We start from the raw sequence: 14,693 nt of genomic DNA, 5'->3' as shown, positions 1-14,693 counted from the left end.
GTAGCCCGGATGGAGCCAAGCGCAATCCGGGATCGTGCCACAAGCAAGGAAGGTCCCGGATTACGCTGCGCTCCATCCGGGCTACAGGAAATGCCAATGCGCTTCGCCGCGATTGCCGACATCCACGGAAACTATCTCGCGCTGGAGGCCGTGCTCGCCGACATCCGCGCGCTCGGTATTGCCGACATCGTCAATCTCGGCGACATGCTGAGTGGCCCGCTCGATGCGCGTCGCACCATCGAGATCCTGATGCCGCTCGACGCCGTGCACGTGCTCGGCAATCACGATCGCTACTTGCTCGACCGTTCGCCGGAGAAGATGGGCTCGTGGGATCGTCCTGCCTACGAACAGCTCGACGCCGCGCAACTCGACTGGCTGCGCACGCAGCCGATGACGCGTGTCTTCCGTGAGCAGGTGTTCCTGTGCCACGCGACGCCAGACAATGACGAGGTATACTGGCTCGACAGCGTGCATCCCGACGGCACGGTGGCGCTGTCCGCGCTCGACCACATCGAGCCACTCGCCCAACGCATCACGCAATCGCTGATCCTGTGCGCCCACACCCATCTCGCTCGCGCGGTGCGCCTGCGCGACGGCCGGCTGATCGTCAATCCCGGCAGCGTCGGCAGCCCCGGTTTTCGCGACAAGCATCCGTACCCGCATGTCGTCGAAGCCGGCACGCCGCACGCGCGCTATGCGATCCTCGAACGCGTCGATGCTGCCTGGCAGGTGACGTTCCGCCAGGTCGGATACGATCACGAAGCCATGGCCGCGCTGGCGCGGCGCAACGGTCAGCCGGAGCTGGCGAACGCGCTGGCGACGGGGTGGATCAAGTAGGTGTTGCTGCGTAGCCCGGATGGAGCGGAGCGCAATCCGGGGCCATCGTTACTTGGGGCATGATTCCCGGATTACGCTGCGCTCCATCCGGGCTACGCGCTACTTCAACAGCTTCATCGGATCGGCTGCCTTCTGCTTCAGCTGCTCGAACGTGCATTGCCGCGGCGCCTTGTCCGGGCGCCAGCGCAGGATCGAGGTGCCGTGGCGGAAGCGTTCGCCGCTGAAATGGTCGTAGCAGACCTCGATCACCAGCTTCGGCTTGAGCGGACACCACTTTGCGGAACGCTCGGTCGACCAGCGGCTCGGCCCGCCCGGCGCGTTGCCGGTGAAGCCGGGCTCGCCGATCAGCGCTTCGAGCCGATCGGTCATATCAGGCTTCGCCTCCGCCTTGATCGCCGAGGTGAAGCCGACATGGTGCAGCAGGCCGTCATCGTCGTAGAGCCCGAGCAGCAGCGAGCCGACGACGTTCCGGCCGGCGATCTTGTTGGTGGCGTAGCGGAAGCCGCCGACCACGCAATCGGCGCTGCGGAATTTCTTGATCTTCTGCATGCCCTCGCGATTTCCCGCCTGGTAGGGCAGATCGATGCGCTTGGCGATGACGCCATCCGAGCCGCCGCCGGATTGCGCCAGCCATTTCTTGGCCGTGGCGTAGCTCGTCGTCGCCGGCGAGAGAAGGAACAGGCTGTTCTTGAGGTTGGCTTTCGCGAAGGCTTCCAGCGCGGGCCGCCTTTCGCGCAGCGTCTTCTCAGCCAGGCCCTTCTGCCCGGATGTCGCGAGCAGATCGAAGACGAGGTAGAGCGCCGGTGTCTCCACTGAGAGCTTCTTCACGCGGCTTGCCGCCGGATGAATGCGTTGCAGCAGCGCATCGAAGGAAAAGCTCTTGCCGTGCGGCACGACGATTTCGCCGTCGAGCGTGAAGCGGTCGGCCTTCAGCTCCAAGGCAGCAGTGACGACTTCCGGGAAGTAGCGCGCGAGGTCTTCGCCGGATTTGGAGCGCAGGTCGACGTCGCTGCCGTTACGCGACAGCAGGCAGCGGAAGCCGTCCCACTTGGGTTCATATTGCCATTCACTGCCGCGTGGGATCGCGTCGACCGAACGCGCCTCCATTGCGGCGAGAGAGGTGGGCTTGCGATCGCGCTTTCGGGGAGGAGCAGGCAAGGGCGGGACTCGTCATACGCTGAACACGCCCTGTCAACGCAAAACGGCCGGCTTTCGCCGGCCGTTGTCCAAAATAATCTTGGGCGGGCTGGATCAGACCGCGGAGGTGATCCACTGCTGCAGCTTCGCCTTCGGCGCGGCGCCGACCTGGCGCGAGGCCATCTCGCCGCCCTTGAAGATCATCAGGGTGGGGATCGACATCACACCGTACTTCGAGGCGGTCTTCGGGCTCTCGTCGACATTGAGCTTCACGATCTTGACCTTGTCGCCCATCGCGCCCGCGATCTCGTCGAGAGCGGGTGCGATCATGCGGCAGGGGCCGCACCACTCGGCCCAGAAATCGACGACCACGGGGCCGTTCGCCTTGAGCACTTCGGCTTCGAAATCGGCGTCGGAAACCTTGCTAACGGCCATTGGGAGTACCTCACTCGGTTGAAAGAGAATCGGCGCGACGGAATCGCGCCCGGGATCATGCGGTCAACCTATGAACGGCCCCTTGCCGGGTCAAGGACGCTCACACCGAGATGAAGGGATGCCAGCGCCGCGTCCAGCGCGGGGGCCGAAATCTCCATATATTCAAGGGTCTCGGTCCAGAGCAGGACGGCCCTGACGGACCTTTGGGGATAAAGCCGCGACAGCACCGCCCGGTACAGCGCAAGCTGGCGGACATAGGTCGCCGGCGCCTCGGCCGCGCTTTTGGGCGCTGCCTGGTTGGTCTTGAAGTCGACGATCAGGACCTCCTCGGGGCGCACGACCAGCCGGTCGATCTGCCCCGACACCAGGGCCGGCGTGCGGCCCGGCCGCTCCAGCCGGCCGGCGATCGCGACCTCCGCCCGGCTGCCGGCGGCAAAGACGGGCGCGAAACGCGGCTCCGTGATCAGCGCGAGCACCTTGTCGGCCAGCGCAATGCGGTCCGCCTCCGGCCAGTCCGCGGCGTTGCGCGCCATGAAGCCGAGCGCGGCCTCGCGCCGACGCTCGCTGGCGATATCGGGCAGGGATTGCAGCAACCGGTGCACCAGCGTGCCGCGTTGCAACGCCAGCGCGCGCGACTGCACCGATTCGCCCGATCGGACGTTGCGGCCCTCCTCGGCAGACTGGCCTGAGGGGCGCACGGGATCGTCGTCCATGGTCTCGTGCGGGGCCGGTGTCCGCAGCCAGTCCGGCAGCGCGATCGTTTGGTGCACGGAGGCCGCCGGCGCGCCCAGCGCCGCGACGTCCTCGGGACGGGCGAACCGCGTCACCTTGCCGAGCGGCGTCTCGATCACCTGCTTGTCGAGGCCCGAGCCTTTGAGCCCGGTGTCGACGAGGTCGTACCAGCTCAGCTTGCGTACCGTCTTCATGTTGCCGGGCATGCAGCCGCCGACGATCAGCCGGTCGGCCGCGCGCGTCATCGCGACGTAGAGCAGGCGGCGATATTCGTCCTCGGTCTCCTCCAGCATCGCCTTGCGCGCCTCGGCCACGGGCTTGGGATCGTCGGCCTTGCGGCCGGCCCAGACTACGACCTCGCCGCCATTGCCGCGCGGCACCTGGATCAGCCGCAGCCGCTGCGAGTCCGCGGGCGAGGACGTGGTGTCGACCATGAACACGACCGAGGCCTCCAGGCCCTTGGCGCCGTGCACGGTCATCACCCGCACCTCGTCGCGCGAGATCTCCATGTCGCGCTTCACTTCGGTGTCGGCCGAGCGGAGCCAGGCCATGAAGCCCTGCAGCGAGGCCGGCGCCTTGCGCTCGTAGTTCAGCGCCAGCTCAAGGAATTCGTCGAGCGCGTCATTGGCCTCATGGCCGAGCCGGCGCAGGATCCGCGCCCGCCCGCCGTCGCCGCCCAGCAGCCAGGCGTAGAACGCGAACGGCGTCTCCTCGCGGGCGCGGATCTCGCAGGCTTCCAGGCGACGCAGCACGGTCGTGAATTTCTCGTTGCCAGCCGCGTGCTCGCCGAGCGCGCGGCGCAGCGAGCCCTTGCGGTCCCAGGCAAGAGCGAACAAATCGTCGTCATCGAGCCCGAACAGCGGGCTCTTCAGCGCCACCGCGAGCGCGAGATCGTCCTGTGGCAGCAGCAGCGCGTCGGCCAGGTTCATCAGGTCGATGATGGCGATGTGCTCGGTGAGCTTGAGGCGGTCGGCACCGGCGACCGGAATGCCGGCGTGCTTCAGCGCCTGGATCACGGCATCGAATGCGTTGCCGCGCCGGCGCACCAGGATCAGCATGTCGCCATAGCGCAAGGGACGGCGCTCGCCCTCGGGCCCTGTCAGCGTGCCGCTCTCGACCAGCCGCTTGATCTCGGCCTGGATGCGTCGGGAAAGCTTGACCTCGGGGCTGGTGACGGCGACGCCATCGAACGGCGCACGCCAGCCCTCGATGTCCTGCCGATCGTCGGCCTCCGCGAGGTCCCACAGCTCGATCACGCTCGGGCCGGCATCGCTCAGCGAATTGTGCAGGGGATGGCCGATCTCGACCGAATGGATGCTCTTGTAGATCGCGGGATCGCGGAAGACGTGATCGACCGAATGCAGGATCGTCGCGCCCGAGCGGAACGAATAGGTGAAGGCGACCGGATCGAATTTCAGCCCGGCGGCGGTGAACTTGCGGTGCAGCTCGCGCCGGCGCGCGTCGAACTCGTGGGGAGCCGCGCCCTGGAACGAGAAGATCGATTGCTTCTCGTCGCCGACGGCGAAGATGGTGCGGTTCAGCCCCTCGCGCGCGCCTTCGCCGGCGGTGAACTCGGAGATGATGTGCGCGATGATGTCCCATTGGCGCGGGCTGGTATCCTGCGCCTCGTCGATCAACACGTGATCGACGCCGCGGTCGAGCTTGTAATGCACCCAGCCCGAGGCGATGCGGTCCAGCATCGCCAGCGTCTTGTCGATGAGGTCGTCGTAGTCGAGCAGGCCGCGCTCCTGCTTCTCGCGGCGGTAATTCGCTGCGGCCGCGGTCGCGATATGCAGCAGTGCCGCGGTGCGGTCCCGAACCGTCACGGCGCGCCGCTTTTCGATCAGCCCTGCAAGGCGCTGCGCCTCGGCTTCGAACAGGCGGGCCACGGACGGATTGTGATCGCAGAACTTCTTGGTCAGCACTGCCTTGCGCGGCAGCTTGTCGTCGGTGAGGAAGACGGACAGATAGGCGTCGACCTGATCGCTGCCGGAAAACACCTTTGCCGCGCGCAGCCGGCCGGCCTGGTCATTGTCGGATTTGCTGCCGTCCTCCAACGCGAAGGCAATGTCGTCCCAGCGCGCGCGCGGCAGGAACGGGCCATCGAGAATTTCCATCTCGACGGCTTCGATACGGTCGCCGATGTCAACGCCCAGCACCGCTGCCATCTGAGCCGCTGCGGCTTCCGCATTGCCGGCCTGGTCGGTCCAGGCCATGAAATGATCGCGGCTGAGGCACGCCTCGCGCACGACCTCCTTGAAGGTGACATCGGCGGCGCTCGCCATCGCCGTCAGCAGCGCGCGGCCGGTGACGCTGTCGGGGTCGCGCGCGGCTTCCAGCAGCACCTTCAGATTGGCGCGCTCCATCATATCGGTCTGGTCGCGCTCGTCGATCACGGCAAAGCGCGCGGGAACGTTGGCTTCGAACGGAAATTGCTGGAGCAGGCGGGTGCACAGCGCGTGGATGGTCTGCACCTTCAGCCCGCCCGGCGTCTCCAGCGCGCAGGCGAACAGCTTTCTCGCATCGCGGCGCAGCTTTGCGCCGGGATGCGGGATGCCGACCGCGCGGATCGCCGCGTCGAGCGCGTCATCGTCCAGCGTCACCCAATGACCGAGCGTGGTGAACACGCGCTCGGCCATGTTGGCAGCGGCAGCCTTGGTGAAGGTGATGCAGAGGATCTTCTCCGGCGGCACGCCCGATAGCAGCAGGCGGATCACGCGCTGCACGAGCACATGGGTCTTGCCCGAGCCGGCATTGGCCGAGACGAAGGCCGATGCAGTCGGATCAGAGGCACGCGCCTGCCGCGCGCGCACCTCGTCAGGGATGGGACGCGGCGCCTTCACCATTCCTCGATCCCCAACCCGCCGGCCGCGGACCATTCCTTGATCCGGGCAAGGTCGTCATAGGTGCCGTAGCGATTCGCCCACATCGGCAGGTTCAGCGATGTATAGGCCTGGTTCTCGTCCTCGAAGGCGCGGATCAGCGCTTCCAGCTTTGCCCTCGCCTCCGCGGCCGCGGTGTCCGGCGGCTGCGGCTCGTCGCCGGGCTTGTACTTGAGCTCGAGGATGCGCTCCTCGCCGGGTGGATTGTTGCCGCTGAGGCGGACATAGACGAGCTGGCTCACGGAGGCGCCGGCGTCGATGTCGGGAAAGCCGCCCTCGCGCAGGATCGCGGCTTCCAACGTCAGCTGCGGCGACAGGCCCATGCGGACCTGCTTGCCGGTCGGCGGCTGGCCGGTCTTGTAGTCGAGGATGGCGTAGCCGCCGCCCTGGCGGCGTTCGATGCGGTCGGCGCGGGCGGAGAGGCGGAAGCTGCGCTTGTTATCGAGCGCGATCGAGATCTCGCCACGGGTCTCAGCATTGATCGCCGCGATCGCCTCGCGCCGCGCCGTCTCCCATTCGCCGAACCAGCGCGCGATGCGCTGGAAACGCGGCCACCACAGCGCCCGTGCTTCGGGCCGCTCCATCAGCGGTGCAAAGTGCTTCTCGCCGAGCGCGCGCAGCACTCGCGCGGGATCGTCGGGCAGACGCGCCGCATAGCTTTCCGTGAATTCGCCGATGGCATCGTGAATCGCCGATCCACGGTCGGCGGCCGAGAGCGGCATGTCGACGGGATCGAGCGCATCGAGCCGCAAGATACGTTTGGCGTAGATCGTATAGGGATCGCGCAGCCAGTCCTCGATCTCGGTGACGGACATCTTGAGCGGCCGTGTTGCGCGCGGCGGCCGCGGCTCCGGCTGCTTGATCGGTTTGACGTCCTTGGGCTGGTCAAGCGCCGCAGCGAACTGCACATATGTCTCGCCGGCGCGAACGGCCGCCTTCCAGAGCTCGTCGCCGGCCACCGCCTCCAACCGATGCAGGAAGCGCGAGGCCACCGCCGGCGCGCCGCCGGCCTTGGCGGAATGAGTGAGAATGACCTCGTCGCCACCGAGCAATTGCGCGAAGTCATGGGCGGACAGACCAATGCGGCGTTCCGGTAGATCGAGCCCGAGCTCGTGCCGCATCGGCCGGCTCAGCCAGGGATCGATCCGCGGCGCTGGCGGCCAGACACCTTCGATCAGGCCGCCGACGATGATGCGGTCGGCCTGCATCAGGCGCGATTCCAGCGGGCCGTAGATTTGCAGCCGCGCGCCTGGCCTGTCGCGCCGCCGCACCGCGCGATCGCCGAAGGCGGTCTGGAAGACGTCCGCGTAGTCCGCTAGATGCACCAACAATCCGCTGGTCGTGCCGCCGCGCAGCAGGTCGTCGAAGGCGCCGGCGAGCGCGAGACCATCGCGATCCTCGAAGGCGAGCGGAATGCCCTGCTCGTCGCGCGACAGCTCGATCATGATCTCGCGATGGCGATGCGCGAGTTCGGCGAAATCATAGGGCTTTGCGGGCGGCAGGCTCTCGATCGGCGTCAATGCCTTTTGCAGGGCATCGATCAGAGCCTGGATGCGATCGAGATCCTCGGTCTTGAGACGCGCCCGCGGCTCGGCGCGATGCAGCGCGGAGACCTCGCTGCGCCACAGCTTTGCCAGCTCCTCGCGGAAGCGGTTGAATTCGCGCAAGAGGCCGGCCGTGCCCGCAGGCGGGCGCGTGCCACGCAGTACCGCAAGCTCCAGGCTCTCGATTGCCATCTTCCACGCGCCCGGCGCGCGGCCGAGCCGGCACAGCGGATGCTTCAGCATCGCCAGCAAAGTCGGCGGCTCCAGGCCCTTGGTCGCTGCCTCTGCCGCGAGGCGCGCAAACGTGCCGGCGGAGGTTTCCATCAAGACGTCGCCGCCGGAATCATCGAAGGCGAGATCCCATCGGGTCAACGCCGCCATCACCCGCCGCGCCAGCGCGCGGTCGGGCGTGACCAGCGCCGCTGTCTTGTCGAGGTGCCGGGCCTCGCGCATGGCGATGGCGATGGCGAGCGCTTCCATCTCCGGATTTGGCGCTTCGACCACCGCGAGGTTTTTCATGCCGCCCGCGATCTTCGCGGCGACATCGGGCTGCTTCAGCCGGTCGTGCCAGACCTCGGTCTTGGCGGACGGCCGCATCGATTCCGACGCGAGCAGGTCACGGCCCTCTTCCGCCGGCGGCTGCAAGATCTCGACGTCGCTACGCTTGATGCCGAAGCGCTGCAGCAGCGCATGCATCGCATATTGCGGATGGTTCGACGCCGGATTCTCCGTGATGCCCAAGAGGTCCCTGCTGCCGCCGATGCTGCGCCAGGCATCCTCATCGAGATCGGTGTCGAGACCGGGCAGCACCACGGCGCCATGCGGCAGCGAAGCGACCGCGCGCAGGAATTTTGCGGTCGCTGGCATCGAGCCGGTCGAGCCGGCCGCGATGACGGGGCCATGCGGATCCGCGATCAGCCGTTTGGCTTCCGCTTCGATCAGTTGGTCGCGTCGCGCGGCTGGCTCGATCCGGTTGATCTCGGCGAGATGATTGGGCCAGGCGATGCGCGCGATGCGCAGGAATTCGAGCGAGTGCTGCCAGTAGCGGTCGAGATTATCAGGCACGAGCCCATCAAGGGCGCTCCAGTCGACGCCGCGCGTCACCATGTCGTCGATCAGGCGCGCGAGGTCGGACGCCAGCGCCAGCGTCGAGGCGGGGCCGCCCACCACCAGCGGCGCCAGCACCGGGCCCTTGGCCCAGGCGGCGACGAGCTGCGCCAGCGTCAGGCGCCGTTCGAGCTCGCCCAGGCGCGGCGGAACGTCGAGCGGCGCGGTCCCGGAAAACTGTTCGCTCTCGCCCGCGAAAGCGAGCTCGTCCTCGTCGATGTCGCCGAGCGCGACGATGCGCGGCAGCACGACGGCATCCGCCTTCATCTCGTCGAGGAAGATCTCGCGCACGATCCGCATGGCGCGCCGCGTCGGCAGATACAGCGTGGCATCCGCCAGCCGCGCCGGTTCCTTGCGCGCCTCGAATCCCTCGACCAGCCGCCCATCGAGCAGGGCGGTGACGACCGTGCGCAGGAACGGAACTGAGATGGGAACGCTGAAGACGCGCATGAGCTGCCTGATTCGAAGGATCAGGCAATATAGGGAGGCGGGGTCAAATGGTCATGGGTGGAGGAGGAGTCGTCCCCGCTGTTCGCCGAGGTTCGTAGCCCGGATGGAGCGCAGCGCAATCCGGGATGCTCTCTCCGCGGCGAGAGGCCCCGGATTACGCCACGCTCCATCTGGGCTACGGCCTCTTCGAGGCAGCCCCTAAGCCACGCTCTCCAAAAACGCCTCTTCCGCGGCGTGCACGGCATCGGGCGTGCCGACATGCATCCAGACGCCATCGAGGCGCAGGCCGAACAGCCGTTCCTGCTCGCCCGCGCGATCGAACATCTTCGTCAGCGAGAATTCGCCCCGAGGTGCGTCCACGAAGATCGCGGGCGACATGATCGCTGCGCCCGCATAGACGAACGGAACAACCTCCTTCTCCTTGCGCTTGCGCAAGGCGCCGTCGGGCAGCATGCCGTAATCGCCGCGGCCGCCATAGCCGATGCTGGTCGCGGTCGGCGCCATCAGGAGCAGGATGTCCATTCGATCGGAATCGAAGTTTTCAGCGAGCCGCAAAAGGTTGGAGCGCACACCGTCGATCCACAGCGTGTCGGAATTGACGTGGAAGAACGGCGCATCGCCCAGCAGCGGCAGCGCCTTGACGACGCCGCCGCCGGTGCCGAGCACCTGGTCGCGCTCGTCGGAGATTGTCACGCGCGGCAGCTGGCGTGATGCGACGTGGTCGATGATCTGGTCCGGCAAATAGTGCACGTTGACCACCGCCTCGGTCACGCCGGCCTGGCCGAGCTTGTCGAGCACGTGGTCGAGCAGCGGCTGTCCCGCGACCGGCACCATCGGCTTCGGCATCTTGTCCGTCAGGGGGCGCATGCGCAGGCCAAACCCTGCGGCGAGCACCATGGCTTTGGTCGGCTTGACGGACATCCTTCCCCTTCTCAGACCTTTCGCGTTCGCAGCAATCCTAACACGAGGCTCGATCTGCCGCACCGCATCTCAACCGCCTTAACCACCCGCCGTGACGGTTGTACGACGGGTGTTGCCGTCACGCCCCAACGGCTGTGGAACGTACCTTCTTCTTCTTGTCGCCGATCTTGAGGAAATTGACGCCGATCTGGTCGCCATTGACCCAGGCCAGCTCGCAACGCCGGTAGGCGAGCCCCGTGGAGGACAGCAGGAGAAAGAATTCCTTCAGATGCAGACCTTCGACCGAGCCGTCGATGGTCAGCTTGGCGCCGGTCTCGGAGACGTCCTCCATGGTGCAGTCGCGCCGCCAGGTGCCGTCGATTCCCATCATCTGGGCCGAAAACCCGCGCTCGAAAATAACCCGGCTATTTCCGCGCTGATCCGCTTTCGCTGCCATCTGCCCCGCTCCAGCCCCGCAATGTTCCGGCTCCCTCGGCGCCAGAATAGCGACATCTTGGCTAACGGCCGGTAAATCGGTCCTGTATCAGCCCGGCGGCGGGACGTTGGCGAGATACCAGTCGCGCAGATGGGCGAGCGTGGGATGCGCCAGCGAGCGCTGGAGATAGGTCCAGATCCGCGGCTGGTGGCGCAGATAGTGCGGCTTGCCGTCGCGGCGGTTGAGCCGGGCGAAGGTGCCGAGCAGGCGCGTGTTCCGCTGCGCCGACATGATCGCGTAGAGCTCGGCGAAGCCGGCGGCGTCGAAGCTTGTGTCCTGCGCCCGCCGTGCCTTGATGTAGCGCGACAGCAGCGTCAGCTCGATGGTCTCGGGCACGTCGATGCGGGCGTCCTGGAGCAGCGACACCACGTCGTAGGATTGCGGCCCCAGCACGGCGTCCTGGAAATCGATCACGCCGACGCGTTCGATGCCGCTGCGGTTGCCGAGCCAGATCAGATTGGGCGAGTGATAGTCGCGGATGATCCACGTCTTCGGCGCCGCCAGCGGCCGCTTCAGCAATTCACGCCACATCGCCAGGAATTCTGCGCGCGTCGTCTCGCTCAGCGGCGCGTTGCGATCGGGCAGATACCATTCCGGCATCAACCCGATCTCGATCAGCAGCGCCCCGACGTCGAAGACGGGGATCGCGTAGGTCTGCCCGTCCAGCGGCAGCGTCTCCGGCAGCGCCTTGCCGTGCAGCATCGCCAGCACGTCGGTCGCGGCTTCGTAGCGCTCGAGAATCGGCCGCGGCGGATCGCCCTCGATCACGCCCTCGCTGCCGAAATCCTCGGAGATCAGAAAGCCCTGGTCGAGATCGAAATGATGGATCGCAGGCGCGGAGATCCCCTGCGCCCGGAGGCCTTCGTCGATGGCGACGAAGGGTTTTACGTTCTCGGCCAGATGCACCGCGGCGCTGTAGGATTTTCCGTTGTAGAGCGCCGCGCCGTCGGGCCGCTGCGGGAAGTTCATGAGGATGACGAGCTCCTCATCGCGCACGAGCCGCGCGTAGGAGCGTGTCGAGGCGTCGCCCGGCATGCGCCTGCGCGTCGCATCGATGTAACCGGATGCGTCGAGGAAGTCGCGCAGCGCCTTCAGCCGCGCAACTGTAGCTGCGCTCTTGCCATGGCCTGTGATGTCGGCGGCACGCGCGTTCGAGCCCAGCGCCGGCCGGTGCGTCAGCGCGATGTCGATGCGGTCCTCGGGCATCGCCGACGGAGCGCGCTCCGGCCATTCGATCAGCACCAGCGTGGCATCGGGCAGCGGCGACAGCCCGATCTCCTCGAGCTCGCTCTCGTCCTCGACGCGGTAGAGATCGGCATGCAGCACCGGGAAGGGCGGCAGCTCGTAGCCCTGCACCAGCGTGAAGGTCGGGCTTGGCACCTCCAGCGCATCGTCGGCGGCGAGATAGCGGATCAGGCTGCGCGCCGCCGCGGTCTTGCCGGCGCCGAGATCGCCGGTGAGGGTGATGACGTCACCGGGACCGACCAGCAGCGCGAGGTCGGCCATCAATTGCGCCGTGGCCGTCTCGTTGTGAAGCGCGACGGAGAATGTGGTTGCATCAGTCATTCGGCGGCGTCGCGATGCGCCGCCTGGTCGGTCGGGAAATCGCAGATCACGACCGTGCCCCGGCCGACGATCGAATCCACCCGCACCTTGCCGCCATGCAGCTCGACAAAGGAGCGCACCAGCGACAGGCCGAGCCCGGCGCCGCGGTGACGCGAGCCCTGCGAGCGGCTTTCGAACCAGTTGAACACCTTGTCCTTCATGTCGGCAGGTATTCCAGGGCCCGAATCTGTCACGGTGAAGACCACGCTGCGTTCGGTGCGCCGCGCGCTGATGCCGACGGTGGAATCCTGTGGAGAAAACCCGACGGCATTGGCGAGGAGGTTATAGAGCACCTGCACCACCCGCTTCTCGTCGCCGACGAAGCTGCCGACGTCGGGCGCGATCTCGACCTTGAGGCGGATGCGGTCGGTGGCGAGCCGGTCCTGGATGCCCTCGGCGGCAAGCTCGATGGCCTTGCTGACGTCGACCTGCCCGAGTTCCAGCTTCATCGCGCCGGCGTCAATGGTGGCGAGATCCAGGATGTTGTTGGTGAGCGCGAGCAGCGCGTTGGTCGATTTGGTGACGTAGTCGAGATATTCGGCCTGCTTCGGCGTCAGCGGCCCGGTCGAGGGATCGCTGAGGAAATGCGCAAAGCCGATGATGGTGGTGAGCGGCGAGCGCAGCTCGTAGGAGACGTGGTGGACGAAATCCACCTTCATCTGGTCGGCCGCCTCCAGCGCCTCGTTGCGCTCGCGCAGTGCGCGCTCGACGTTCTCGGTGTCCGTGATGTCCTGGAACGTCAGCATGGTGGCGCCGTCCGGCAGCGGCCGGATCATGCCGTCGAGCACGCTGCCGTCCTTGCGCTCCAACTTCAGCGGCACGTCGGCGCGGTTCTCGATCGAGGTGATGGCCTCGCGGATCTGGCGCCAGACTTGCGGATCGTCGAACAGCTGATGGCACCAGCCTTCCACCGTCTGGATATGCGGCTCGTCGCGCATGGCATCGCTCGACAGCTTCCACATCCGCACGAAGGCCGGATTGAACAGCTGCGCCTTGCCGTTGCTGCCGAACACCGCAACGCCCTCGGCGAGGCTGTCCAGCGTCTCGCGCTGGACGCGGATCAGGCCGTCGAAGCGGCGGGCGAGGTCGAGGCTTTCGGTGACGTCGTCGAACAGGTAGGTGACGCCGCCTTCCGGGTTCGGCGTGGTGACGACCGAGAGCGCGCGGCCGTCGGGCAGGAACCAGGTGTCCTTGGCGGTCTCGACCGCGCGATAGGCCTCGTGCAGCTTGGCCTTCCAGGCGCGGAAATCCGGCTGCTCCGGCAGCTTGCGCGCGGCGCGGAGCTGGTCGAGCACGCTGGAATCGTCCGGATGGGCGTCGAGGAAGGTGCGATCGAGATCCCACAGCCGGCGATAGGAATCGTTGTAGAAGGCAAGGCGCCGCTGGCCGTCGAACACGGCAACGCCCGAGGAGAGCTGGTCGAGCGTGCGGCGGTGCGCCTCCGCCATGCGCACCAGCGCCGAGCTCAGCGCATCCGCCTCGCTGGCATCGATGGCGACGCCGACGCTGCCGCTGCCGACATTGACGGCGCGCACGTCGTAGATGCGCCGCTCGCCACCGACGACGATCGGCAGCCGCGAGGTGAAGTTGGCGGCGTCCTTCAGCCCCCGCTCCATCGCATTGCGGTCGTCGCTGTCGAGCAGCTCGAGCTTGCGCTCCTGGGCATCGATGGCGCTGGTCGCCTCGGTGGCGCGCACATAGGCCGGGTTGGCGTAGGTCAGGGCGCCGTTCTCCCCCTTCGCCCATATCGGCCAAGGTGCGGCAGCGGCAAAGCCGCGAAGCATCTCGGTCTCGTCGGAGAGCGCCTTGTAGCGCAGATTGGTCTCGGCCAGATCGCGGCGGAGGCCCGAGAGCTCGCGAATGCGGACGATGGCCTGGCCGCCGATGGCGCGTCCGATCGCTTCCAGCATATGGCCGTGCGCGGTGGTCAGCGTCAGCTGGAACCCGTCGCCGCGCTCGCGCAGTGCGTCGACCGCATGGTCCATCAGTAGCGCCGGTTCCGGCGGCAGCCAGGTTCCGAACGCCAGCACGCGCTGCGGCGAGGAATCGCGCGGCAGCACCAGCGCGATGTCGCCGGAAATCTGCGCGCGGTTGTCGCCCGCCGGCCATGAGATCAGAATCTGCGGCTCGGCGAACAGCAGCGCGCCGAAGCGGTCGGCCTGGAGCTGAAGTTCCCCGATCCGCGCGCGCAGCCGCGCCTCGTTCTTCGCCGTGCGCACCCGCGTCCGCATCAACAGGATCGCGGCCATCACCGAGAAGCCGAGCAGGGCCAGCGCGGTGGCGAGCACCGCGAGTTCCTGCCGGTTGAGATCCATCACGAGGGAGAGGGTGTCGACGAGGTCGGCGGCCTTGGCCGGCGCAGCCGGCAGCAGCGCTGCGAGAGCGCCTCCCACCAAGCCGTTGCGCGCCAGCGATGTGCACGACAACAGCGTCCGACGCATCGACACGATCACGCCTGACATAGTTGCCCCAAGACGCGGAAATTCAAGACCGCACGAATCTGCGCGCGGCGACCCCCGTCGCGCGCGAATCAAAAGACAATACCCTCACCGCGACTCCGCCGGTAAG

9 protein-coding genes are annotated in these 14,693 nt (G+C 67.1%); 1 reads left to right on the top strand and 8 read right to left on the bottom strand.

The window, feature by feature from the left end:
* Positions 1-96: 96 nt before the first annotated feature.
* The gene (locus I6F17_RS31840; RefSeq protein WP_225129549.1) at positions 97-837 is read left to right on the top strand and encodes a metallophosphoesterase family protein; all 741 of its coding nucleotides are present in this window, start codon (positions 97-99) and stop codon (positions 835-837) included.
* 99 nt (positions 838-936) lie between these two features.
* Here the strand turns inward: I6F17_RS31840 and I6F17_RS31835 are convergent, their stop codons facing one another.
* The 8 genes from I6F17_RS31835 to I6F17_RS31800 form a co-directional block, all read right to left on the bottom strand.
* Entirely contained in the window at positions 937-1,944 is a 1,008-nt protein-coding gene (locus I6F17_RS31835) for an ATP-dependent DNA ligase (protein ID WP_225129615.1), read from the bottom strand.
* Positions 1,945-2,088: 144 nt separating this feature from the next.
* Entirely contained in the window at positions 2,089-2,409 is a 321-nt protein-coding gene (gene trxA, locus I6F17_RS31830; protein WP_008540017.1) for a thioredoxin, read from the bottom strand.
* Positions 2,410-2,477: 68 nt separating this feature from the next.
* Entirely contained in the window at positions 2,478-5,987 is a 3,510-nt protein-coding gene (gene addA / locus I6F17_RS31825; RefSeq protein WP_225129551.1) for a double-strand break repair helicase AddA, read from the bottom strand.
* On the bottom strand, positions 5,981-9,124 hold the full coding sequence (gene addB / locus I6F17_RS31820) for a double-strand break repair protein AddB (protein ID WP_225129553.1): 3,144 nt from the start codon (positions 9,122-9,124) through the stop codon (positions 5,981-5,983). The genes addA and addB overlap by 7 nt, the downstream gene beginning before the upstream one ends.
* A 198-nt stretch (positions 9,125-9,322) precedes the next feature.
* On the bottom strand, positions 9,323-10,045 hold the full coding sequence (locus tag I6F17_RS31815) for a nucleotidyltransferase family protein (RefSeq protein WP_225129555.1): 723 nt from the start codon (positions 10,043-10,045) through the stop codon (positions 9,323-9,325).
* A 118-nt stretch (positions 10,046-10,163) separates the two neighbouring features.
* Positions 10,164-10,481: a PilZ domain-containing protein gene (locus tag I6F17_RS31810; RefSeq protein ID WP_225129558.1), complete on the bottom strand. Its 318-nt coding sequence runs from the start codon at positions 10,479-10,481 to the stop codon at positions 10,164-10,166.
* An 87-nt stretch (positions 10,482-10,568) separates the two neighbouring features.
* The gene (gene tsaE / locus I6F17_RS31805; RefSeq protein WP_225129560.1) at positions 10,569-12,086 is read right to left on the bottom strand and encodes a tRNA (adenosine(37)-N6)-threonylcarbamoyltransferase complex ATPase subunit type 1 TsaE; all 1,518 of its coding nucleotides are present in this window, start codon (positions 12,084-12,086) and stop codon (positions 10,569-10,571) included.
* A complete protein-coding gene (locus I6F17_RS31800) occupies positions 12,083-14,587 on the bottom strand; it encodes a PAS domain-containing sensor histidine kinase (RefSeq protein WP_225129562.1) in 2,505 nt (834 codons plus the stop codon). The genes tsaE and I6F17_RS31800 overlap by 4 nt, the downstream gene beginning before the upstream one ends.
* Between the last annotated feature and the right edge of the window lie 106 nt (positions 14,588-14,693).

Origin of the sequence: Bradyrhizobium sp. NBAIM18, from assembly GCF_020193825.1 — a bacterium.
Classification (GTDB): domain Bacteria; phylum Pseudomonadota; class Alphaproteobacteria; order Rhizobiales; family Xanthobacteraceae; genus Bradyrhizobium; species Bradyrhizobium yuanmingense.
Note: the sequence above shows the minus strand (reverse complement) of the source record. Positions and strands in the feature narration are given on the sequence as shown.